General features: G+C 74.9%; 17 protein-coding genes. 3 read left to right on the top strand and 14 right to left on the bottom strand.

Annotation, left to right across the window (positions count from 1 at the left end; translation table 11 throughout):
• Positions 1-14: 14 nt before the first annotated feature.
• The 10 genes from C5507_RS11815 to C5507_RS11775 all read right to left on the bottom strand — a co-directional run bounded on the left by C5507_RS11815 (position 15) and on the right by C5507_RS11775 (position 13273).
• Entirely contained in the window at positions 15-1256 is a 1242-nt protein-coding gene (locus C5507_RS11815; RefSeq protein ID WP_104528725.1) for a mechanosensitive ion channel family protein, read from the bottom strand.
• 131 nt (positions 1257-1387) lie between these two features.
• Positions 1388-2302, bottom strand: a complete 915-nt coding sequence (locus C5507_RS11810; protein WP_104528724.1) for a nucleoside triphosphate pyrophosphohydrolase — start codon at positions 2300-2302, stop codon at positions 1388-1390.
• Between the two features lie 4 nt (positions 2303-2306).
• Positions 2307-3344, bottom strand: a complete 1038-nt coding sequence (locus C5507_RS22840) for a SurA N-terminal domain-containing protein (protein ID WP_211295517.1) — start codon at positions 3342-3344, stop codon at positions 2307-2309.
• Positions 3345-3378: 34 nt separating this feature from the next.
• The gene (locus tag C5507_RS11800) at positions 3379-4758 is read right to left on the bottom strand and encodes a phenylacetate--CoA ligase family protein (protein ID WP_104528723.1); all 1380 of its coding nucleotides are present in this window, start codon (positions 4756-4758) and stop codon (positions 3379-3381) included.
• A gap of 225 nt (positions 4759-4983) precedes the next feature.
• Positions 4984-8529, bottom strand: a complete 3546-nt coding sequence (gene mfd, locus C5507_RS11795; RefSeq protein ID WP_104528722.1) for a transcription-repair coupling factor — start codon at positions 8527-8529, stop codon at positions 4984-4986.
• A 67-nt stretch (positions 8530-8596) separates the two neighbouring features.
• Positions 8597-9730, bottom strand: coding sequence for an acyltransferase family protein (locus C5507_RS22300; RefSeq protein WP_158657588.1), 1134 nt, complete (start codon positions 9728-9730; stop codon positions 8597-8599).
• Positions 9727-10485, bottom strand: coding sequence for a hypothetical protein (locus C5507_RS22295; protein WP_158657587.1), 759 nt, complete (start codon positions 10483-10485; stop codon positions 9727-9729). The genes C5507_RS22300 and C5507_RS22295 overlap by 4 nt, the downstream gene beginning before the upstream one ends.
• Positions 10486-10645: 160 nt before the next feature.
• Positions 10646-11128 (bottom strand): FAD synthase family protein, encoded by a 483-nt coding sequence (locus C5507_RS11785; RefSeq protein WP_104528721.1) that lies wholly within the window; start codon positions 11126-11128, stop codon positions 10646-10648.
• 136 nt (positions 11129-11264) lie between these two features.
• The gene (locus C5507_RS11780; protein WP_104528720.1) at positions 11265-11849 is read right to left on the bottom strand and encodes an arsenate reductase/protein-tyrosine-phosphatase family protein; all 585 of its coding nucleotides are present in this window, start codon (positions 11847-11849) and stop codon (positions 11265-11267) included.
• On the bottom strand, positions 11846-13273 hold the full coding sequence (locus C5507_RS11775) for a tyrosine-protein kinase domain-containing protein (RefSeq protein WP_158657586.1): 1428 nt from the start codon (positions 13271-13273) through the stop codon (positions 11846-11848). The genes C5507_RS11780 and C5507_RS11775 overlap by 4 nt, the downstream gene beginning before the upstream one ends.
• 246 nt (positions 13274-13519) lie before the next feature.
• Here C5507_RS11775 and C5507_RS11770 point away from each other — a divergent pair, with 246 nt between their 5' ends.
• The 3 genes from C5507_RS11770 to C5507_RS11760 all read left to right on the top strand — a co-directional run bounded on the left by C5507_RS11770 (position 13520) and on the right by C5507_RS11760 (position 18625).
• A complete protein-coding gene (locus tag C5507_RS11770; protein WP_104528718.1) occupies positions 13520-15931 on the top strand; it encodes a GumC domain-containing protein in 2412 nt (803 codons plus the stop codon).
• 92 nt (positions 15932-16023) lie between these two features.
• Entirely contained in the window at positions 16024-17013 is a 990-nt protein-coding gene (locus C5507_RS11765) for a glycosyltransferase family 2 protein (RefSeq protein ID WP_158657585.1), read from the top strand.
• Positions 17006-18625 carry a lipopolysaccharide biosynthesis protein gene (locus C5507_RS11760; protein ID WP_104528716.1) on the top strand — a complete coding sequence of 540 codons (1620 nt, stop codon included), beginning with the start codon at positions 17006-17008 and terminating at the stop codon, positions 18623-18625. Before C5507_RS11765 ends, C5507_RS11760 begins: the two co-directional genes overlap by 8 nt.
• Here C5507_RS11760 and C5507_RS11755 read toward each other — a convergent pair.
• The 4 genes from C5507_RS11755 to C5507_RS11740 form a co-directional block, all read right to left on the bottom strand.
• On the bottom strand, positions 18547-19290 hold the full coding sequence (locus C5507_RS11755) for a polysaccharide deacetylase family protein (protein ID WP_104528715.1): 744 nt from the start codon (positions 19288-19290) through the stop codon (positions 18547-18549). The two genes, C5507_RS11760 and C5507_RS11755, sit on opposite strands and share 79 nt — an antisense overlap.
• Positions 19287-20297: a glycosyltransferase family 2 protein gene (locus C5507_RS11750; RefSeq protein ID WP_207225913.1), complete on the bottom strand. Its 1011-nt coding sequence runs from the start codon at positions 20295-20297 to the stop codon at positions 19287-19289. Before C5507_RS11750 ends, C5507_RS11755 begins: the two co-directional genes overlap by 4 nt.
• Positions 20294-22393 carry a glycosyltransferase gene (locus C5507_RS11745; protein ID WP_158657584.1) on the bottom strand — a complete coding sequence of 700 codons (2100 nt, stop codon included), beginning with the start codon at positions 22391-22393 and terminating at the stop codon, positions 20294-20296. The genes C5507_RS11750 and C5507_RS11745 overlap by 4 nt, the downstream gene beginning before the upstream one ends.
• A 279-nt stretch (positions 22394-22672) precedes the next feature.
• Positions 22673-23576, bottom strand: a 904-nt coding sequence (locus C5507_RS11740; protein ID WP_158657583.1) for a PKD domain-containing protein, incomplete at its 5' end; no start/stop codon positions are given.

The raw sequence follows: 23576 nt of genomic DNA, 5'->3' as shown, positions 1-23576 counted from the left end.
CGCGCCAGCCGAGCTCAGCTGCCGCGTGCGGGGCGGTCGTCGTCCGGAGGTCCGGGGGTCGTGTCGCGGTCGGCGACCTCCTCCTGGTTCGGTCCGGCGAAGGCCCGCGAGCGCTCCAGCGCCTCGCTGCTGCCGGTGAACAACGAGCTGTCGGTCGCCGACTGCGCCGGGGCCCGCCGATCTCCGCGGGCGGAGGCCGGGGCGGCCCCGGCCCCCTCGACCCGCACCCTCGGCAGCCCCTCGGGGTGCTCGCGCTGCAGCCAGCCCACCAGCTGCTCGCGCACGTGGCAGCGCAGGTCGAACAGCGTCCCGGCGTCCTGGGCGCTGACCAGCACGCGCGCCCGCACCACCGAGCCGACCGCGTCGGTCACCTGGAGCACGCCCACCCGGCCGTCCCACAGCTCCGGCCCCCGGCCGCCCTCGTCCTCCAGCAGCCGGTGCAGCTCGGTGCGCATGTCGTCGAACGGCGTCGTCCAGTCCACGTCCAGCTCCACCGACCCGAGCACCGCGGACTCCTTGCGGGTCCAGTTCTCGAAGGGGGTGGTCGTGAAGTAGGTGGAGGGCAGCACCAGCCGGCGGTCGTCCCAGATGTGGACGACGACGTAGGTGAGGGTGATCTCCTCGATCCGTCCCCACTCCTCCTCCACGACGACGACGTCGTCCACCCGGATGGCGTCGGTGAAGGCCAGCTGCAGCCCGGCGAAGACGTTGGCCAGGGAGGTCTGGGCGGCCAGGCCGGCGACGATCGAGATGACCCCGGCGCTGGCCAGGATGCTGGCACCGGCCGCCCGGGCGGACGGGAAGGTCAGCAGCATGGCCGCGACGGTCAGCAGCCCCACGACGACGACCGCCAGCCGGCGCAGCAGCGAGATCTGCGTGCGCACCCGGCGGGCGTGCCGGTTGTCGACGACGTCCACGTCGTAGCGGGCCAGCGCCGCGTCCGCGACCACGTGGACCGCGACGGCCAGCAGCCAGCCGACGGTCGCGATCAGCGCCAGGCCGAGCCCGCGCACCACCGGGTCCCGCCAGCCGCCCAGCGCGGGGCCGGCGTCGAGGACCACCGTGACCGCGATGAGGACGAGCAGGGTGCGCAGCGGCGCCCGGCCGCGCCGGGAGAGGTCGGCGGCCACCGGGGAGCGGCGGGCCAGCCGGCGCACGAGAACCCCGATCAGCACACCCACCAGCCACGCGCCGAGGGCGGCGACGGCGACCAGCACCAGGGCCTGCCAGGCCTCGTCCGGGACGAGGTCCTCCACCTCGTCGACGGCCGGCGACGGTGCGGCGAACGGTTCGCGGGACAGGGCGGGCTCCTTCCGGGGCGGGGGCTTCCGAGCGGCTGCCGGACGTCCACGCTAGGGGTCGGCCCGTCCGCGCCGGCACCGGCCCGTCAGCCCCGGAGGCGCTCCTGCGCCGCGGCGTCCAGCTCGCCGGCGTAGCGGCGGACCGCCTCGCGCAGCGCGTCCTCGACGTCCCAGCCGCGGGCCTCGGCGGCCGTGACGACGCCCAGCAGCCGCTCCCCCAGCTCCTCGGGGCTGCGGACGGTCAGCTCCGCCGGCGCCGGCGTCGGCAACCCGGCCCGCCCGGCCCGGCGGACGAGCGCCGCCCCCCAGGAGGCCGCCGGTTGCGAGCGGGAGACCCCCTCGGTGGGCGAGCTGCGCTGCTTCTCAGCCTTCTTGATCTCCTCCCAGCCGGCCTCGACCTGGGCGACATCACGCGGGCCGGCGTCCCCGAAGACGTGCGGGTGCCGGCGGACCAGCTTGTCCACCAGGTCGCCGGCGACGTCGTCCACGTCGAAGCGGCGCTCCGCACCGGCCTCGGCGGCGACGCGGGCGTGGAAGACGACCTGCAGCAGCACGTCACCCAGCTCCTCGCGCATGCCGACGGGGTCGTCGTCGACGATGGCGTCGTAGGCCTCGTGCGCCTCCTCCAGCAGGTAGCCGCGCAGCGAGGCGTGCGTCTGCTCGGCGTCCCACGGGCAGCCCCCGGGCGAGCGGAGCCGGTCCATGACGGCGACGACGTCGAGCAGCCGGGCGCCCGGCGGCTCGGGGACGCCCGCCACCGTCTCCGCCCCCGGGACCGCTTCGCCGGCGGGGACGAGCAGGACGACGTCGCCGTCCAGCTCGCCGACGGCGGCGACGTCGGGCACGTCGGCGACCGCCATCCCCTCGCCGCGCAGCACCTCCGCGGTGCCGGCTGCGCCGGGCAGGGCGGCCAGCGGGTGGCCGGCGGAGACCGCCCGCCACCCGGCGGGGCTCAGCAGACCGGGCAGGCGGGGGCTGACGGGAACGGCGATGACGGGCACCCGGTCAGTCTGCCGGGCCGCCCTCCGGCGCCGGAGGCTGCTCGGCCGCGGCGGGTTCCTCGAGCAGGTCGACCACGCCGTCCTCGCCGGGGACGAGCCGGCCGTCGCGCAGCACCCCGTAGCGCGGGTTGACCGTGACGTCGAGATCCTCGCGGACGTCGTCGACCAGTTCGGCTCCGACGGCCTCCACCTGACCGGCGGCCTCCTCCTCCAGCTGCGGCCGGATCTCCTCGAAGGTCGGGTAGACGGTGTCGCCGAGGAAGCCGACGACGACGCCGCCGGCCTCGGGCACCGGAACGGTGAAGGCGGTGCCGGGGGGCGTGGTGCCCTGCCGCTCGGCGAAGGCGGGCGGGAGCTCCTCCGCCGGCTGCCGCTGCAGTTCAGCGAGCGTGTACGGCCCGGCGAAGGGCGCCGCCAGCTCGGCGTACCGAGCGGGATCCGCCGACAGGTCGGCCACCAGCGCGTCGGCGGTGGGCTGGTCGGGCACCGTGATGTAGCCGAACTCGACCTCGGCCAGCTCCTCGCGCACCTCGTCGTACCGCTGCCGCAGGGCGGCCGCGTCGAGCGCGCCGGCCTCCCCCTCGGCCTCGGCGAGCTCGCGGCGCAGCAGCTGCTGGCGGACGGTCTCCTGCACGTCGGCCCGGCCGATGCCCTGCTCGGCCAGCTGGGCGAAGACCGCCTCGGGGTCGTCCCCGGCGAGCAGCGCGTCGATGCGGTCGCGGACCTCGCGGTCGCCGACGCTGACGCCGTAGCGCTCCGCCGCGGCCGCGTGGACCTGGCGTGCGACCAGCCCGTCGAGCACCCGGCGGGTGAACTCGTCCCTGCGCCCCTCGGCGAACGCGGCGATCCGCTCGTCGTCCAGCCGTTCGGTGACGGCGGCCTCCAGCTCGGTGACCGTGATCTGCTCGTCGCCCACGTAGGCGGCGACGGCGGGCGCGGACCGGCACCCGACCAGGACCGGTAGGGCCACGGCCACCAGGAGCACGGCGGCACGCGCGCGGGCAGCTCGACGCATCAGCACGCCGGGAGACTCCCACACCACGCGTGATCCGCGCCGCAGGCGTCGCCCGCTCCGGTCAGGCCGGAACCGGGGCGGCGACGTCGGAGACCACGTACTTGACCTTCCCGCCGGTGAACGGCAACTGGTCCACGTACTCCGTCGTGACCGGCACCTCGTAGCCGATGCGCCGGCGCAGGTCCTCGACCGCGGCCTCGACGTGGACCCGGTGGTCGGCGACGGGTCCGGGAACGACACGGACGACGATCGAGTGGTCGGCACGCTGGTGGATCTGGAACAGGCGCACGCTGTCGGGGTGGCCGCTGAACATGGCCATGAGCCGGTGCCCGACCGCCTTGCCGCTCGGCAGCCGGAGCACGTCGGTGGAACGGCCCTCCGGCTGGCGCATCAGAGGGAGCGTGACCCCGCAGCTGCACTGCTCCTCGACCAGCGCACCCCGGTCGCCGATCTTGTAGCGGATGAGCGGGAACACGCGGTTGCTGAGATCGGTGACGACGAGGTCGCCGACCTCACCCGGCGGGAGACGCCGGCCCTGCTCGTCGACCACCTCCACGAGGCGGACGTCGGCGAACAGGTGCAGGCCCCTGCGCTCGCGGCACTCACCCGCCATCCAGCCGAACTCGGAGCAGCGGTACTCGTCGTACACGGGGGCGTCGAAGAAGGACTCCAGCCGCCGGCGGACCGACGTGGTGAGCGGCGCCGCGGTCGTCGCGACCGCGGCGAGGCGCGGGGCCTGCAGACCCTCATCCTCGAGGAAGTCGGCGAACTCCAGCATCGAGCCGACATAACCCTCGAGGAGGGCCGGCCGGGACGCGCTGATGCGCCGGTGGAACGCGCGCATCGACTCCTGGCCCAGCAGGGCGGCGTCCAGGTAGGTCTGGCGTGAGGGCCACCACTGGACGCCGTTCTTCAGGGCGTCCCTCCGACCGAAGCCCCACTTCCCGATCCGGGCCAGGTCGTCCCACGGCTGGACGCCCCACCAGGAGTACATCCGCCAGGCCAGCGCCAGCGAGGGGACGCGAGCATCCTGCATGGTGCGCAGCGGCTGCCCGGTGCTGCCACCGGTCCTGGCCTCGCGGATGTTCCCACCGACGGCTTCCGTGGAGGGGAAGTCCGCGGCGTGGTCCTTGACGACGGTGCGGTCGATGAGCGGGATCGCCTCCCAGTCGTCCCACCCGCGGACGGCAGGGACGTCGACACCGGCACGCGCGTAGTGCGCCGGGTAGAAGGCGGTGGCCTCGGTGGCCCAGCGCAGGAGCCGGGCCGCCCGGTCCCACTGGAGGTCCCGCAGCGCCTCGGGCGGCAGGGCCTGCTGGGTCATCAGCTCGTCGAGGAAGGCTCCGCTGCGACGGCGGATCGTCGCCGACTTGGCCTGGAACGCGCGGCGCGCGAACGCAGTCCGCGCAGGCAGAGCCTGGTGGTCATGGTCAGTGCGCACAGCGGAATCCCCCTGTTCACCACACGTCGGACGAGCGCGCACCGCCGACTCTCGCGCACCGCGCCGGGCGCCGGCACCCCGTCCGATCCCAACGGGTGAGGCCCCGTCGGCCGGGCCCCCGCGTCCTGCCCCCGTCGGGCCGCAGCTCGGGAGGCAGGGCGACCCCGCAGACAGCCGCCGTGCGCGCGCGTTCCGCGCCTCGCGCGGTGGCGCCCGCCGCGGCTGTCAGGCGGCGATCGGCTGGTCGAGGACGGCCCGCAGCACCGAGTGCAGGTTCTCCAGCAACGCCACGTCGCGCAGCGGGGTGCGGCGGTCCGGCCCGACCGGGACCTTCAGCGCGACCGTCTGCACCGCGGCCTTGTACGAGGCGCCGTCGGCCAGGCGGGCCAGCCGCATCTGCTTGGACTCCGGCAGGTCGACCGGCCCGACCCGGATGGTGCGGCCCTGCAGCGTCACCTCGGTGATGCCCAGCGCCCGCATCGCCACCCGGAAGCGGGCCACGGCCAGCAGGTTGAGCACCGGTGCCGGCGGGGCGCCGTACCGGTCGGTGAGCTCGTCCAGCACGGCCTGCGCCTGCTCGTCGTCGCCGATGGCGGCGACCTTGCGGTAGGCCTCCATGCGCAGCCGCTCGCCGGGCACGTAGTCGTGCGGCAGGTGCGCGTCCACCGGCAGGTCGACGCGGACCTCGACCGGCTCGGCGGGCGCCTCCTCGCCGGTGACCTGGGCGCGGTAGTCGGCCACCGCCTCCCCGACCAGCCGCACGTACAGGTCGAAGCCGACGCCGGCGATGTGCCCGGACTGCTCGCCGCCGAGCAGGTTGCCCGAGCCGCGGATCTCCAGGTCCTTCATCGCCACCGCCATGCCGGCACCCAGGTCGGTGTTGTTGGCGATCGTGGTCAGCCGGTCCACCGAGGTCTCGGTGAGGGTGCGCGTCGGGTCGTAGGTGAAGTAGGCGTACGCCCGCTCCCGGCCCCGGCCCACCCGGCCGCGGATCTGGTGCAGCTGGGAGAGGCCGAAGGTGTCGGCGCGGTCGACGATCAGGGTGTTGGCGTTGGGGATGTCCAGGCCGGACTCGACGATCGTCGTCGCCACCAGGACGTCGTACTCCTTCTCCCAGAAGCCGACCATGATCCGCTCGAGCTCGTGCTCCTTCATCTGCCCGTGCCCGACGGCGATCCGGGCCTCGGGGACGAGGTGGCGGATCTTGGCGGCCGCCTTGTCGATCGACTGCACCCGGTTGTGGATGACGAACACCTGACCGTCGCGCAGCAGCTCCCGGCGGATCGCGGCGGCCATCTGCTTGTCGCTCCAGGCGCCCACGTAGGTGAGCACCGGGTGCCGCTCCTCGGGCGGGGTGAGGATCGTCGACATCTCGCGGATGCCGGTGAGGCTCATCTCCAGGGTGCGCGGGATCGGGGTGGCCGACATCGACAGGACGTCGACCGCCGTCCGCATGGTCTTCAGGTACTCCTTGTGCTCGACGCCGAAGCGCTGCTCCTCGTCGACGACGACCAGGCCGAGGTCCTTCCACCGGGTGGTGGGCTGCAGCAGCCGGTGGGTGCCGACCAGGATGTCGATCTCACCGGCCGCCAGCTGGCGCAGGATCTCGGTGGTCTCCTTGTCCGACTGGAACCGGGAGAGCACCTTCACGGTCACCGGGAACTGGGCGACCCGCTCGGAGAACGTCTTGAAGTGCTGGTTGGCCAGCAGCGTCGTCGGCACCAGGACGGCGACCTGCTTGCCGTCCTGCACCGCCTTGAACGCCGCGCGCACCGCGATCTCGGTCTTGCCGTAGCCGACGTCGCCGCAGATGATCCGGTCCATCGGGACCGGGTTCTGCATGTCGCCCTTGACCTCGTCGATCGCGGCCAGCTGGTCGGGCGTCTCCTGGAACGGGAAGGCGTCCTCCAGCTCGCGCTGCCAGACCGTGTCGGGACCGAACGCGTGGCCCTTGGTGGCCATCCGCGCCGAGTAGAGCCGGATGAGCTCGCCGGCGATCTGCTTGACCGCCTTGCGCGCCTGGCTCTTGGTCTTCTGCCAGTCGGCGCCGCCGAGCTTGGACAGCGACGGGGCCTCGCCGCCGACGTAGCGGGTCAGCTGGTCGAGGGCGTCGGTGGGCACGAACAGCCGGTCCGGCGGCTGGTTCCGCCGCGACGGGGCGTACTCGACGATCAGGTAGTCCCGTTGCCCGCCGTTCACGGTGCGGCTGATCATCTCGATGTAGCGGCCGATGCCGTGCTGCTCGTGCACCACGAGGTCGCCGGGCTGCAGCTGCACGAGGTCGACGGCGTTGCGGCGGCGCGCCGGCATCTTGGCCGCGTCGCGCATCGAGGTCCCGCGCTGGCCGGTCAGGTCGTGCTCGGTGAGCAGCGCCAGGCCCACGCCGGGAAAGGCGAAGCCGGCCTCGATGCTGCCCTGGGTCACGTGGGTCAGCCCGGCGTCGGGGGCCCGGTCGATGTCGGGCACCAGCCGGGCGCCGAGCTCGGCCTCCATGAACTGGTCGGCGGCCCGCTGGGCGGGGCCCGGGCCGGCGAAGGTGACGACGACCCGCCAGCCCTGCCGGTGCCACTGGCGCATGCTCCGCACGGCGGTGACCTGGTCGCCGTGGAACCGCTCGACGCTCGTCGCGTCGAGGGTGACCTGCTGGTCGTCGTCCTCCGCGGCCAGGGTGAACTGCCCGGTCGTCCACCACGGCAGCCCGCGGGTGCGCGCGGCGTCCTCGACGTCGGCGAGGTCGCGGAACGACGACGCCCCCAGGTCCAGGGGCGCCTCCCCCGCCTCACCGGCGGTCGCCCACGAGGCGGCGAGGAACTCCTCCGCCGTGCGCACCAGGTCGGCGGCGCGGCTGCGCACCCGCTCCGGGTCGCAGACCAGCACGTGCGTGCCGGCCGGCACGAGGTCGGTGAGCAGCTGCATCGCCTCGTCGCCGATGAGGGCCGGGGTCAGCGACTCCATGCCCTCGACGGCGATGCCCTCGGCCAGCTTGCCGAGCACCTCGATCAGGCCCGGGTGCTCGACGGCGAGCGCGGCGGCGCGGGCACGCACCTGCTCGGTGAGCAGCAGCTCGCGGCACGGCGGCGCCCACAGCCGGTCGGGCCGCTCGTCGAGCGAGCGCTGGTCGGCGGCGGAGAAGTAGCGCAGCTCGTCGACCTCGTCGCCCCAGAACTCGACCCGCACCGGGTGCGGCTCGGTGGGCGGGAAGACGTCGACCAGCCCACCGCGGACGGCGAACTCGCCGCGCTTCTCCACGAGTTCCACGCGGGTGTAGGCGGCATCGGCCAGGGCGCGGGCGACGGCGTCGAGGTCGGCGGAGTCGCCCGGCTTCAGCTCGACCGGGGTCAGGTCACCGAGGCCGGGGGCCAGCGGCTGCAGGATGCTGCGCACCGGGGCGACGAGCACGTCGATGGTGCCGTTGGCGCCGGGGTGCACCAGGTCGCGCAGCACGGCCAGCCGGCGGCCGACGGTGTCCGCGCGGGGGCTCAGCCGTTCGTGCGGCAGCGTCTCCCACGCCGGGAACGTCTCGACCCGGCGTTGCGGGAGGAAGCAGCGCAGCAGGTCGGCGGCGGCGTCGGCGTCCCGCTCCCCGGCCGTGACCAGGAGGACGGGCACGCCGGTGCCCTCGCCCCCGCCCGCGGCGGCCAGCGCGGCGGCGACCAGCGGCTGGACCGTCGGAGGGGCGGTGACCGCGAGCTGCGCCCGGCCGGCCGCGGCGACCACGCGGGCCATGCCGGGGTCGGTGAGGACGACGTCGAGCACGCCGCGCAGGGTCACGCAGAATCTCCTGGGTTCCGTCGGCCGCACACGCCGCGCCGGATGCGCGGAGGGCCGGACAGCCAGGTTAGCCCTGGTGCCGCCGCGACGCCCGGCTACCGGGGACCCGCCCGAGCTCCACCCGGGCACCGACCCCCGGTGCCCGGTCCGCCTCCGCACTCCGCGACCACTCACGGCCGAGGCGGATGAAGGGCCGCTCGACCAGCCGGTGGGCCACGTCGCTGACCACGAGGGTGAGCGCCAGGCACCCGGCGCCGACCCACAGGTCGCGGGCGGGCAGGCCGGCGGGCAGCGCCTTCGCGCACACCGTGAGGGCCAGCGTGTGCAGCAGGTAGATCCCGTAGCTGCGCCGGCCCAGCCACCGCATCGGGGCGGTGCCGAGGAACCGCGTCACCGCGGAACGGCCGTGCACCAGGTGCAGGAGCAGGACGGCCACCAATGGGCAGAGGAGCAGGTAGACGACGGAGTCGTCGGCCGGGACGTTCGCGGCGACGAGCACGCCGGCGACGGCCAGGGTGCTCAGCCAGCCGGCGACCGGCCGTGCGAGGGCACCCGGCAGCCCGTCCGCCACCCAGCCGCAGCGGCGCTCCAGGAAGGCCAGCGCTGCCCCCACGAGGAGACCGGCATAGCCGCTGAGCCCCGGGACGGGCAGCAGGACGGCGGTCACCAGGCACAGCACCGCTGCGGTACCCGTGGCCGGCAGGCGGCCACGACGTCCGGCGAACAGCGCGAAGGCCACGATCGGCCAGAGCAGGTAGAACTTCTCCTCGATGCCGAGTGACCAGGCGACGCTCATCGGGCCGTCCTCGACGAACTCCCCGTTGAAGGTCAGGTAGTACGGCAGGGTTCGTGCGACCGTCGACCAACCGCCACCTTCGCCGACGAAGGGCAGGACCATGAACGCGGCCACGGCGAGCAGGTAGAGCGGGACTATGCGGGCGACCCGGCGGATCCAGAATCCCCGGAAGGAGAACCCCCGCCCCGCTTCGTCGGCGAGCGAGAGCCGGGTGATGAGGTAGCCGCTCAGGACGAAGAAGATCGCCACGCCGGCCCAGCCCACGTCGAGGGGCCAGGTCGTCAGTGCGGCGTGGTAGCCGACCACCAGGAGAGCGGCCACCGCCCGGAGCCCGTCGAGCGCGGGCAGGAACTGCCGGTCGTCCCCGGGCACCGCGGACCGGACGACCGCGACGGTCCCGGTCACCTGCCTGGTGCCATCACGGCTTCGGGCACCGGCGTCGACTCCGGCAGCTGCGGCGTCCGGTGCCGGCCGGCTGCGAGGAGACGGCCGACGACGTAGCCGACGGAGGCACTGAGGACCAGCAGTTCCCCGCCGTCCTCGAGCGTCCCGACGACGTCGCCGAGCCAGCTCCCGAGGAACAGCACGTGGACCTGGTCCAGGACGGCGCCGAAGAAGACGTAGGCCCCGAGGAGGGCGGCCATGCCGAGGCTGGCCCGGCGGTTCCAGCCGTCGCTGCGCCGGTGCAGGAGGATGGCGGCGAGGATGGGCACCACGCCCAGCAGGCCCCAGACGATCATCTCGCCGAGGTCGTTGGCGCGCAGGCCCAGGAACCCGTCGGCCGGGAACCAGAGGTCCTGCGACAACTGCTCGGCCAGCCAGGCGCCCTTGCTCTCGTGCAGGCGCAGGTAGTCGTCGGCCAGGGCGCCGAGGAAGACCAGGGCGTAGGCGACCCAGACCAGGTGCCCGGTGAGCCGGCACAGGGCCAGCAGCAGGACGACGAGAGCCGCCTGCTGCGCGTAACCGGCGAACTCCGCGACCCCGCGGTCGGTCTCGAGCAGCCACGGGTCGCCGTCGTCGGGCCCGGCCGTGACGAGGCGGACGACCGAGGTGACGACGAGCGCGAGGTCCACCGCCACCAATGCCGCCAGCAGCGGCATCGGGCCGACCGATGCGATGCGCGCGCGCACCGACGGTCCGGTCTTGGTGTCCACGGTCATCGCCCAGCCCCTCCGGCCCGACCCCGACGGGGCCCCGGTCCTCACGTCAGTCCACCGGTGGACGGGCGCTTTTCCAACGGTCCAGCCGCGGCACCACCCCCAACGGGGCAGTCGACCGCGGGCCGGCCGGTCGCCGTCGCCGGTCGGCGACGCCATCGCGTCAGCTCCGGCGGTCGTGGGCGAAGGCCATGGCCTGCGCCCTGTGGGACTCGCGCACCGCAGCCCCTTCGAGGGCGGCCAGGGCACGGCGCAGCGCCGTGCTCGAGGTGTGCACGGTGTACGGGAAGTAGCGGACCTCGACGCCGACGGCGGCGAAGTCCCGCTCGAGCCGGCGGCCCTTCTCGCTGCCGCGCCAGTCATCGCCCTTGAAGATGACGTCGAAGCCCACCTCGCGCCAGGTGTCCAGCTTGTCGGGCACCACCTCGGCGTGCACCTGGTCGACGATGCGCAGGCTGCGGACGATGTCCATCCGCTCGGCCAGCGGGATGAGCGGCGCCCGCCCCTTAGTCTGCACGAGCACCTCGTCGGCGACGACACCCGCGATGAGGTGGTCGCAGTGCTGGGCCGCATGCCGGAGCAGGTTGAGGTGTCCGACGTGGAACAGGTCGTACGCGCCCGGCGCGTAGCCGACGACTCGAGTCATGCTGCATCTCCCCCGTGGCAGTCCACTGCCGATGTCAGTGACCAGTCCACCAGGACTGACTACGTACTGTCATCGCCCCGAGGGGTCATTCACCTGATGGTGCGGGACCGAGTAGGGCCCGACCAGGCGCGCCCCCTCACGCAGAGTCGCTGACGAACCCGGGGGTCAGGACGTCGAGGAGCGTGGCCACGTCGGACTCGATCCGAGTCAGCACACGCACGAACGTCTCCTCGGACCTCCGGTAGGGATCCTCGATGTCGTCGTCCCGGGCGCCGGTGCGCAGGGCGCGCAGCCGGGGCGCCGCCGCGACGAGGGCGGACAGCCGGCCCGCGGGCCCACCGTCGCCCGCAAGGGCGCCCGACAACCGGGCCAGCCCGGCGAACTCGTGCAGCGTGAACGCCCGGCGGACGGTGGCCGGGGCCTGGGCCACCACCGCCGAGCGCTGGGCGCGCGTCATGGTCAGCACCACCCCGGCCGTGCGCAGGAGCGCCGGCTCCAGCTGACGGGCGACGAAGCCACCGGGCTCTAGCCCGCGCGCGGCCAGCAGCCGGGCCGTCGGCGGCGCGAGCGGTTCACCGGCACGGGCGTCGAGGCCGGCACTGGCGACGGCGATGCCGGCGTCGTCCCCCAGGCCTGCGCGGAGCAGCAGCTCTGCGGCCGGCGAACGGCAGATGTTGCCCGTGCACACGACGAGCAGCGGCCCTACTCCGGTGCCGCTCACCCGACCGGCTGGCGGGCGACGGGGTCCGCGCTCGCCTGCAGGGCGCCGTCGGCCGGCTCCGCCGCGGAGGGCGTGCGCGCGTAGGAGTACGCCTCCTCGTCGCGGCGCACCTGGTTGAGGACGACCCCGAGGACGCGGGCGGAGACCTGGGCCAGACCGGCCAGGGTCTGGCCCACCTGGCGCCGGCGGACCCGGCGGGCGTTGGCCACCACGATCATCCCGTCCACGACCCGGGAGAGCACGGTCGCGTCAGCCACCGGCAGCACGGGTGTCGTGTCGACGACCACGTACTGGTACGTGCCGCGCAGCCGGGCCATCAGTGCGCGCATCGCCGGCGAGCTCAGCAGCTCGGCCGGGTTCGGCGGGACGGCGCCGGAGGGCAGCACGTGCAGCCCGACCGGGCCCCATTCCTGGACGACGTCCTCGACGTCGGCCTGGCCGGCCAGCACGGTGGTCAGCCCGACACCGCCCTCGATCCCGAGCACGCCGGCCACCGCCGGACGACGGAGGTCGGCATCCACGAGAAGGACCCGCGCGCCGGTCTCGGCCAGGGTCGCGGCCAGGTTCACGGACACCGTCGACTTGCCCTCACCGGACAGCGCCGAGGTCACGGCGAGGACCTGGGCCCGTCCCTCGTCGAGGACGCCCCCCTCGCCCACGCGGAGGAACTCCAGGTTGGTACGCAGCTGGCGGAAGCTCTCCGCCGCCGGGCTGTGCGGCGCAGCGGTCACCACCACCTGCCCGCTGTCCGCCGGCCAGGCCGGCAGGCTGCCGACGACCGGGAGGTCGGTCAGCTCCGCCACCACCTCGGCGTCGCGGACCCGCGTGTCGAAGGCCTCCAGCAGCCAGGCGAGCGCGAACCCGGCGAGCAGGCCCAGTACGAGACCGGCGACGACGGCCAGGGGCACGTCCGGCGACGCCGGAGCGGTCGGGACCTCCGCGGGGGCCACCGTGGTGGCCACGACGGTCGACCGGCCGCCCTCGTCCTTCGGGGCGATCCGCTCGACGACGTCGGACAGCGAGATGATCACCGCGTTGGCCAGCGCGGCACTGCGCTCGGCGGACTCGTCGGTCGCCGTCACCTGGACGATCACGGTGCCCGTCGGCACGGTCGGCTCGATCTGGGCGGCGAGCTGGGCCGGGGTCGCGGCCAACCCCAGCTCGTCGATGACCGGCTGGAGGACCTCCGGGGTCCTGGCCAGCTGGGCGAAGGACTCCACCTGGTTCTGGGCGTACGTCGATCCCTGCACCAGGTCCGAGGCCGAGCTGCCCGAGACGAGCGAGAAGAAGGCCCCTGCTGTGGCTTCGTGGGTGACCGGCGCCGTCGCGGAGTACACCAGCCCACCGAGCAGGCCGACCACGGTCGTGGCGAGGACCGCGGTCCACCGCCGGCGAAGGACGTGCAACGCACCTCGGGTGTTCACGACTGGCACTCCTCGTCTGTGCACACGGGCGCAGCGGGACGCTGCCGCCCGGGACGCACGGGGCCGTCCGGCCCTGCGCCGGCCGGCTCAATGCACGCGAGTGTGCTGCTCGCGACGTCGTACGGGCGGCGCTGCACGGGCCGGAGCCACCCCATGGGGTCATGCAGGGGCACGGATCACCGCCGAGCCGGCCGATCGGCACGGGATGTGCGACACGATGGCCCACGGACGCCGGGAGGGGGCACCGTGGAACTGAGGGATTACGCCCGGGCGATCGCCGGCCGCTGGGTCTGGGTGGTCACGGCCGGTGCGGTCGGCATGCTCCTGGCCGCTGCCGCCGCCCTGCTGACCCCGGCCGCCTACCAGGCGCAGGCAACCCTCTACGTGGACGCGGCGGTCGTCGCCGATGAGCAGGACCCGTCGTCGGCCGCCCGGGTGCGGACGACCGTCCTGCCCTCGGTGGCGGAGCTCGCGTCGTCGTCGTCCGTTCTCGCCCGGGTGGCCGACCGCCTGGATCCGGGCGGATCGCCCGGCGCCGGCCTCGAAGTCACCGTCGACCGCGACGCGAGCGTCCTCCACCTCGTCTCCACCCGGGGCACACCGGCCGAGGCGGCCGCCGTGGCGCGGACCGTGGCCGAGGAGACGCGGCGCAGCGCTGTGGAACTCTTCGCCGGCGACGACGGACCGCAGCTGGCCGTGACCGTGGTGGAGGACGCCGCGGCACCCGTGCCGGCCTCCCGCCCGGCGGCCGTCCTGCTCGTGCTCGGTGCAGCGGCCGGCGCCGGTGCGGCGGCGGTCGCCGCCGGCCTGGCGGAGCTGGGCCGTCCCCGCGTCCGCGGGCGCTGGGACGTGGCCCGCCTGACCAACGCGCCCGTGCTCGGCCTGCTGCCCGGGGCGGCACTCGCGGTCGAGGGGCGCCGCTCCCCGTGGGCAGTGCGCCGGTCGTCGGTCGACCTGCCGGATCGGGCCGAGGAGATCATCCGGCTGCGATGGACCCTGCGCCCGGGGCCCACCGGCGGGTCCGGTCGGCGGATCGCCCTCCTGGGGGCGGCCACGGACACCGGGCCGCTCGCCGCCGAGCTGAGCGCCCCGGGTCTGGAGCTGATCGCGCTCCGCCCGCACGAGCTGCGCGGGAGCGGCGGGCCGTGGGATGGCGTGCTCGTCGTCGCCGACGGGCGGGCGACGACCGCTCCCGATCTCAGCTCAGCGCTGGAGGACGTGCACTCCTCCGGTCTTCCGCTCACCGGGGTGGTGGTCGACGGCCTCCTGCCGGCGAACGCCGGTGCGCGGGCGGTGCTGCTGGCCGGTCTCCGTGGAGACGCGACCCGGTGGCTCGACGGCCGCTGCGCGGCGACCGACCTCTCGTCCCCGAATCGTGCGGTACCCGCAGCCGCCCAGGTCGCGGCATCCCGGGCCGTCGCGGTGGTGGCCACCACGATGGTCGGTGTCACCCGCCCCCTGCCCATGGGCCTGTCCGCAGGTCTGCTCGCCGCGGTGGCCCTGCTGCCGCTCTGGTTGCCCGCCGTGCGCCGGCACCGCGGGATGACCCTCCTGCTCGTCCTCACCGGCGTCGGACTGCTGTCGGGGGCCCTGCTCGCCTGGTGGTACTCCCCCGACCACGGCTTCGCACCGTACGAAGCTGCCGCCCGCGGGTCGGCGGTCCTCGGCGCCGTGGGCGGGGTCGGGGTGCTGCTGTGGGCACGCGGGGTGCTGCCGATACCGGTGCTCGGCATCGCCTTCGGGGTCGGCATGCTGCTCACCGAGCTCAGCTCCGCAGCCGGCACGGCCAACCTCTGGAAGTTCCAGCTCTCCTCACCGCTCATGGTGATCGCGCTGTCGCTGGCCGTCGGCGCACGCCGACCAGCCCTCGGTGCGGCCGCGCTCGGCGTCCTCGCCCTCCTGAACGTCACGAACGACGCCCGCAGCGCCTTCGGCTTCTGCGTGGTGGGGGCGGCGCTGGTCCTCTGGCAACGGCGACCTGCGCCGGACCGCCCGGTGCACCGGCGGTGGCGCTGGCCGGCCCTGCCGGTGGTCGCCGCGATCGGTTACGGCGGTTACCGGCTGCTGACCGAGCTCATGCTCGCCGGGGCGCTCGGCGCCGAGGTCCAGCAGCGGACGGCCACCCAGATCGCCCAGACCGGTTCCCTCCTGCTCGGCGGTCGCCCCGAGTGGACGGTGACCTGGGCGCTGCTCCCGGCGCATCCCTTCGGCTTCGGGCTGGGCACCGTGCCCAACAGCGAGGACCTGCTGCTCGCGAAGGCCGGCATCGCGGTGACCAACATCCCCACGGCCGAGAGCTACGTCGAGAACTTCATGCTGGCCCGCGGGGTGCAGCTGCACTCGATCGTCGCCGACCTGTGGGCGGCGCTCGGACCGGCCGGCGCCCTGCTCGGCCTGGCCACGGGGGTGCTCGTGCTGATCGGGCTGGCCGAGCAGCTCGCCCGCCGGCAGGCCTCTGGCCTGGTGTGCCTGCTCGTGCCGATGGCCCTCTGGGGCCTGTTCTTCGGCCCGATGGCCAGCAACGTGGACACCCTGGTGCTGGCACTGGGGCTCCTTCTGCGGCCTCGCGTACCGATCCGCGAGGACGGCGCGATCGCCGCGGCCCCCGCTCCCAAGCCGGCCTTCGCGCTGCCGCGCCTGTCGGCCACCGCCCCATGACCGTGCCCGGGCACGGAACGGGACGGGTCAAGCTCCGGGCGTCTGCGGTCGATGGAGCACTACGGGCTGGACCGACGACCGAGGAGCCGCACGTGGTGGAGGAAGACGCCGGGGCCGCCACGGTCATCGCCGTGCTCACCTACCGGCGCACGCATCTGCTGCCCACCCTGCTGGCGGATCTGGTGGCCCAGGCCTCCACCGTGGTGCCCCGCGCCGGCATCCTGGTCGTGGACAACGATCCCGACGGCGACGCTTCCGAGGTCGTGCAGCGCTGGGCGGGGCGGGGTGTCCGGTACGTGCACGAGCCCCGGCCAGGTATCTCCGCGGCCCGCAACCGTGCGCTGGCCGAAGCCGGGCAGGCTGCGGTCCTGGTGTTCGTCGACGACGACGAGCGGCCCTTCCCCGACTGGCTGCGCCGGCTCACCGACGCCTGGCGCGACTGGGGCTGCGCCGCGGTGGCCGGTCCCGTGAGCAGTGCGGTCCCCGAGTCGATCGACCCCTGGATCGCCGGTAGCGGTGTCTTCGACCGCCCCCGCAAGCCGACCGGGTCGCGCGTTGCCGGCGCCGGCGCCGGCAACCTCCTGCTCCATCTGCCCACGGTGCGGGCGCTGGGCCTCCGGTTCGACGAGCAGCTGGGCCTCACCGGCGGCGAGGACACCCTCTTCACGCATGCCCTCGTCCGTGCGGGCGAGGAGATCCGCTGGTGCGACGAGGCCGAAGCCGTCGAGCCCGTGCCCGCCGACCGGCTGACGCGGCGGTGGGTGCTGCGCCGCTGCTTCCGGTCCGGCAGCTCCTGGAGCCGGGCCGAGCTCGTGCTCTCGCAGGGCCCGGCCGGGCGGATGCGGTTGCGCGCCACCGTCGTGGCCAGGGCCGCCGTCCGGCTGATCCAGGCAGCCGGCGCATGGGCTGTGGCCGTGGGTACCGGCCGTCTCCGCGCCCGGGGACGGGCGGCGGCCACGCTGGCCAGCTATGCCGGCCTGGTCACCGGCGCCTTCGGCCACGTGATGGGCGAGTACGCCCGCGTCGCCGGCGCCCCGCTCCCACGCGAGGCCCCCGCGCTCCAGGACCCGACGCATGCGTGAGAGCACCGCTCCCGCCGTGCCCGCGCCGTCGCAGGGGGACACGGTCGGACGGTCGCCGGAGGGCCTCGGCCGGGCAGCCGCCCGGGGGGCCGGCGTCACCCTGGCCGGTCAGGGCCTGCGCATCCTCCTCCAACTGGCGTCCGTCGTCGTCCTCGCCCGGCTGCTCAGCCCCGAGGACTACGGCCTGCTCGCCGTCGGACTGGTCGTCGTGGGCATCGGGGAGGTCTTCCGGGACCTGGGCCTGTCGACCGCGGCCATCCGGGCCCCCAAGCTCTCCGCCGCGCAGCGGGACGGCCTGTTCTGGCTCAACGTCACCGCGGGCCTTGCGCTGGCAGGGGTCGCGGTGCTCGCCGCTGAGCCGGTGGCCGGGGCATTCGGGGAGGCGGAGCTCACCGGGGTCGTCCGCTGCCTGGCGTTGACCTTCGTGCTCAACGGGCTGGCCGCCCAGTACCGGGCGGGGCTGATCCGCGACCTCCGCTTCGGGGGCGTGGCCGGCTGCGATCTGGCGGCCCAGCTGGCGGCCTTCGGGGTCGCGATCAGTGCCGCTGCCGCCGGGGCCGGTTACTGGGCGCTGGTTGCCCAGCAGCTGACCCAGGGAACCGTTGCGCTGGTGATCGTGGTCCGCCTCGGCCGGTGGAGGCCGCGCCGGCCCAGGAGGGGCGTGGGGCTGACCCCTCTCGTACGGTTCGGCAGCGGCCTCACCGGGACCCAGCTGGTGTACTACGTCGGCAACAACCTGGACAACCTGCTGCTGGGCCTCACCGCCGGACCGGCGGCCCTCGGCATCTACAACCGGGGCTTCCAGTTGCTGATGACCCCCCTCAACCAGCTGCGTTCGCCGGCGACGACGGTCGCCGTCCCGGTGCTGTCACGGCTCCAGGACGATCCGGACCGGGCGGCTGAGTACCTGCGCCGCAGCCAGCTCGCGCTGGGGTACTCCCTCGTGGCCGGGATGGCACTGGCCGCCGGCGCCGCAGGGCCCCTCGTCGACGTCATGCTGGGCGACCGGTGGACGGAGGTGGCCCCCGTGCTGGCGCTGCTGGCCGTGGCCGGCAGCGCCCAGACGCTGTCCTTCGTGGGCTACTGGGTCTACCTCTCCCGGGGGCTGTCCGGTGCCCTGTTCCGGTACACCCTCGTATCCCTGGTGCTCAGCGCGGTGTGCATCGGCGTCGGCAGCCGTTTCGGGGTGGTGGGGGTGGCGGCCGGCTACGCGACGGCCGCGCTGATCGAGTGGCCGCTGTCCCTGTGGTGGCTGTCCCGCACCACGGTGGTGCCGGTCCGGGACCTCTACCTCGGCGCGCTACGGGTCACCGCGTGCGCCGGTACCGCCGGCGCGGCATGCTTCGCCGCGACCCAGATGTCGGTCGGCTGGCCCTCGGCCGGCCGCCTGGCTGCCGGCCTGCTCACCGGGCTGGCCGCCTACGCCCTGGCCGCCGTGGCGCCGCCGATCCGGCGGGACCTGGCCGGCGTCGCGGCCTGGGGACGGCAGATGGCCTCGCGGCGGGGCGGGGGTGACCCCTCGGACCGGGTCGCTCAGCCCGGGAACCAGGTCTCGCGGACCAGGTCACCGGAGAGCAGCGCGTGCTCCAGCGAGCAGGCGGAGAGGCCGTGATCGGCGTACGCCTCCAGCACCCCGGCGATCACCTCTCCGCGGTCCAGTACCGGCGGCGGCCCGTCGCAGGCGCCGTCCGCCGGCCCGGCGAAGCCGTCATGGGCCAGGACGATCGCGCCGGACCGGACGCCCTGCTGCGACTTGGCGACGCGCTCGGCGACCGACACGTCCTTCCAGTCCCAGGTGGTGGGCCCCCACAGCACCGGGATCAATCCTGCACCGGTGACCGAACGCCAGTTCCGGAACGTCTGCCGGCCGTACGGCGGGCGGAACCAGCGCACCGGCCGGCCGGTCGCATCCTCCAGCTCCGCCCGGCCACCGCGCACCAGCCGAGCCACCTCGTCCGCGGGCAACGTGGGCAACGCCCGGTGGTCGACCCCGTGCAGGGCGACCTCGTGCCCGGCGGCCAGCACCTCGTCGAGCAGTGAGCGATACCTCCGGACCCGGGTGAGCAGCACGAAGAACGTCGCGGTCGCCCCGGCGCCGTCCAGGGCGGACAGCACCTTGTCGGTCCCGCCCGGCTCCGGGCCGTCGTCGAAGGTGAGCACCACCTCCGGCCGCTCGGTGCGCACCTCGACCGCCGAGCCCAGCAGCGTCCCGGCCGAGCGGCGGGCGGACCGCCGCGCGGCCACGGCGGCCGATCGTGCTGTTGCCAGCGCATTCATCGGACTCCTCCTCGTGCCAGCCGCCAGCGGCGACCGGACCGGGCGTACTCCTCGAAGACCAGGCCGCAGGCCCCGCCGACCATGCCGGCGCCGCGCAGGAGCGCCCGCAGCCCTCGGGCCTGGTGGCGGTCCGACCGCGACAGCATCCCCCAGCTCCAGCGCACGGCCCCGGCGACGACCCGCCCCACCCCGCCGCCCAGCCCGGCTGCGCGCACGCGCAGCCGGGCTGACGCACCGGTGGTCAGTCGCAGCTCGGTGAGGACCGCGGTGTTCCCGTGGCTCCAGGCCCGGGTCAGCACCCAGGCCCGGGTCATCCGTTCGACCGGCACGCAGTCGATCGCGGCCGACTCGTCGCACCACACGATGCGGCCGCCGGCGCGGGTCAGGGCACGACTGAAGAGGGTGTCCTCGCCGCCGGCCAGGCCGAGGGCGGACTCGAACCGCACGCCGAGGGACCGGATCTGGTCCAGGTCGAGGAGCAGGCTCCCGCAGGCGGCCACGTCGATGGGGGTGCCGGTGGGCCTGCGGCTGCGGAAGTAGAAGTTCCCCGCGTCGATCCACGGATCCAGCGCACCGGCGTACTCGCTGATGACCACGCCGGACACCGCGGCGGCGCCGGTGGCCGACCACGTGTCGAGCAGGGCCGCCAGCCAGCCCGGCTGCGGGCGCTCGTCGTCGTCGATGAAGGCCAGCAGCGTCGCACCGGCGGCCTCGGCGAGCGCGCGGTTGCGGACGGCGGCGATCCCCGGGGTCGGTTCCGCGGCGTACCGCAGCTCCGGAGCGGTCATTTCCGACACCGTGACCGCGGCTCCGCGGCCCGGGTCGTTGTCCACCACCAGGACGTCGACGGCATAGCCGCCGGCCGCCACCTCGCGCGCCTGCGCCAGCAGGAGCGGCAGCAGCGCGCGGAGCTCGTCGGGGCGCCGGTAGGTGGGCACGGCGATGGTCACCCGGACCGCGTCCTGCGCGGTGCCCGGGACGGACGGCGCCGGCATCCGGGCGGTCATGCGCCCCCCGCCGGGCCGACGACGATGTCGGCCAGCCGTTCGCGGTACCGGGCGGGCGCGTGCCGGTCCCGGGCGGTCGCGGCGTCGTCGAGGGCCAGCCGACGGAACGTGGCCCAGTCCGCCGCGACCCGTTCGACCGCGTCGGCCCAGGCCGCCGGCCGGGCCGGGTCGACCGCCTGGGCGGAGGCGTACCCCGCCGCGGCCTCACGCAGGCCGCTGGTGGCACTCACCACGAGCGGCCGGGCGGCTAGCACCGCTTCGACCGCGGTGTTGCCGAACGGCTCGTCGACCACCGAGGGCACGAGCACGACGTCGGCTGCGGCCAGGTGCGGCCAGACGTCCCGGTGGAACCCGAGGAACTCCACCCGGTCGTCGAGCCCGCCGGCCGAGACGGCGGCGCGCAGCTCGTCCTCGAACCACTCGTAGCCCTCGAACACCGAGCCGAGCAGCGCCAGGCGGGCGTCCACGCCGCGGGCGACCAGTTCGCGCAGCGCGGCGACCGCCACCTGCGGCCCCTTCCGCGCGGACAGCCGGCCGATGAAGAGGAGACGGACCGGGCCCGTCAGCCCGGCCCGCGCGGGAACCGGCGTCCCCGGTCCCCGCACTCCGTTGTAGAGGACCGTGCTGCGGCCGCGCAGCCGCGGGGTGACCTCGACGAGCACCTCGAGGCTGAAGCGGCTGTTGACCACCACCCCGTGCGCGAGCGCCGGCCCCAGCGCCATGCCCCGGCGCAGCAGCCGGGGTGCACCCCGCTCGGCCTCGTGCACGTGGCACACCACCCGCCGGCGGGCGGCCCGGGCCAGCAGCACCCAGGAGGGGATCGTCAGCGTGCTGACGTACACCCCGCCGGCACCGTGCCGCCGCAGCAGGCGGTACGCCGGCACCAGTCCCCGGACGGCGTCACCGAGCAACCGGAGGGCGCCGCGAGGGCGCAGGGCCGCCCTGCGCAGCACCGGCATCGGGCAGTGGACCACCTGGGCCCCGCGCGCTTCGAGCTCGGCCTCGAGTGGGCCTGGCCCGGGGAGTGCGACGGTCACCGCGCTCCGCCGGACCAGGGCCTCGACCGATTCCAGCAGCACCCGGTCGGAACCGTAGAGTTCCGCGCCGGGATGGACGACGAGGACTGCCGGGCGGGGCGGCCGGTGGCCGGTCACGACCACGGGCAGCGCGATCGCCAGCCCCGCGAGCGAGCCGGCCACCGCCGCCCACAGCAGCCGTGGGGAGCGCAGCAGCTGGCGCCGGCCTCCGCGCAGGAGCATGTCCCAGCTCACCGCCGGGGTGGCGAGCACCCACCGCAGCAGCAGCCGCCGGTCCAGATTCCGCGCCGCGAAGGCGAGGCGGTTGCGGCAGTTCCAGCGGTAGTACAGAGCGGACTTGGCGCGTCCGTGGCGCGGGCCGTGGGTGCCACCCTCGTCGTGCACGGCCACCAGGTCCTCGCGCAGGACCACGGTGGCACCTGCGGCGACCGCCCGGTAGCCGAGGTCGACGTCCTCCCAGTAGAGGAAGTAGTCCTCGTCGTAGCCGCCGATCCGGCTGAACAGCTCGTCGTGGACGACCATGCAGGCGCCGCAGAGCCAGTCCCCGGGCTCGGTGCTGCGCGGACCGTCGGCACTCGGGCGGCGGCGCACCCGGCCGTCGCGCAGGTCGGTGCGGGCCGCGAGGAAGACGACGTCCCCGTCGCTCGACAGCAGGCGCGGGCTGATGAGCGAGAGCGGCTCGCGCAGGCTCTGTGCACGCAACTCGGCCACCACGCCGGGCGTGACGACCGCGTCGGGGTTGAGGAACAGGAAGGTGCGGCAGCCCAGTTCCCGGGCGACCTCGACCCCAGCGTTGCACGCGGCGCCGAAGCCGCGGTTGTCGGGCATGGCGACGACGTGCCAGCCGTGCGCCGCGCCGAGCTCCTGGACCGCGCCCCGCTCGGCCGCCGAGGAGAAGTTGTCGACGACGACGACGCGCACGTCCGTACCCGGCAGGCCCGCGGGGGCGAGGTTGCGCCTGAGGAGCTCGGCGCTGCCGTAGGAGACGACGACGACGCCCAGCGGGGCGCCGGTACCGCTCCGGTGCAGCCGGGGCCCGGAGGGGACGATCGTGCTCACCGCCCTCGGAACCGCCTGTCGCGTGGAACCACTCCGGCCTGGCCGCCCGGTTCCCACAGGGTGTGCCTCCTTCCCCGTCCGGGCGGTGGCGTCGGATCACCACGACCGCCCCGCAATCCTCCGGCCGGCCGGGCGGGACGTCTTCCCCCGGCGGGGTGAGTGCCGTGGCACGGACTCGGACGACGGTGGGCAGACCGGCCCGTAGGCGGGTCCGCCCACCGTCGTCCGGCGGCGCGTCGAGCAACGGTGCCGGCGGGACGAGCCCCACCGGCACCCCGTTCAGGGAGTGGCCCCCAGGTCCTGCACGGACAGGTTGTCCACGCGGGCGGCCTGCGCCGAGGTCGCGGAGGTGGAGTTGTAGAGATTCACCCGCACCGCTCCCGGTCGCTGGAGTGCGGCGGTGGTGTCGGTGGCCTCGAGCTGCCACTCCGCCGGCTGCTCGCTGCCCGCGGCCCAGATGCTGGCTCGCAGCGCCGTCGTGCCGCTACCGGCCGTCTCGAACCGGGCCGTCAGCACGGTGCCCGGCACGTAGCTCTCCGCCACCCGGTAGGAGTCGAGCACGGTCCCGACCTCGTTCACGACCGCGAGCAGGTTGGCCGTCACCGAACCGGTGGCGCTGTATCGCAGGCGCAGCTCGTAGCGGGTCGCGCCGACGTGCCGGCTGATCAGTCGTACGTAGCTGCCACCGCCCGTGGCGGCGGCGTCCAGCCGCACGTCCGCCTGCACCGCAAGGTCCTCGGCCGCCACCGGCAACTCGGCACCGAGGAAGGCCCCCACGGCCGCGGACAGCACACCCGTCCCGCCGGTCACCGTGGCGCCGACCACGGCACCGAAGACCGTCCAGTTCCCGCCGAGGTCGGCGGGACCCCAGCCCCCGGTCACCTCGCGGTCGAAGGCGTCCGCGGCCACCAACCCGTCGGCCGGCGCCGGCCCGGTCACCGCCACCTGCCGGGTCACCCTGCCCGTCGACCCCGCCGAGTCGGTCACCGTCAACGTCACCGGGTACTCCCCCGCCGACGCATAGGTGTGCGACGCCCTGGCACCCGACGCGGTCCCGCCGTCCCCGAAGTCCCACGCGTAGGACGCCACCGGCCCCTCCGCATCAGCCGACGACGAACCGTCCACCGCCACCGCCAGCCCGTCCACCACCGAGGTGAACGCCGCCGTCGGCGCCGCATCCGGC

The sequence above is a fragment of the Blastococcus saxobsidens genome (assembly GCF_002938435.1).
Lineage (GTDB): Bacteria > Actinomycetota > Actinomycetes > Mycobacteriales > Geodermatophilaceae > Blastococcus > Blastococcus saxobsidens.
This window is presented reverse-complemented; position numbering and strand designations above follow the sequence as displayed.

Bases quoted from the DNA above. Each gene is read 5' to 3' on its own strand.
- C5507_RS22295 (WP_158657587.1), bottom strand. From the start codon at position 10,485: ATGACCGTGGACACCAAGACCGGACCGTCGGTGCGCGCGCGCATCGCA.
- C5507_RS11785 (WP_104528721.1), bottom strand. From the start codon at position 11,128: ATGACTCGAGTCGTCGGCTACGCGCCGGGCGCGTACGACCTGTTCCAC.
- C5507_RS11760 (WP_104528716.1), top strand. From the start codon at position 17,006: ATGCGTGAGAGCACCGCTCCCGCCGTGCCCGCGCCGTCGCAGGGGGAC.
- C5507_RS11755 (WP_104528715.1), bottom strand. From the start codon at position 19,290: ATGAATGCGCTGGCAACAGCACGATCGGCCGCCGTGGCCGCGCGGCGG.
- C5507_RS11750 (WP_207225913.1), bottom strand. From the start codon at position 20,297: ATGACCGCCCGGATGCCGGCGCCGTCCGTCCCGGGCACCGCGCAGGAC.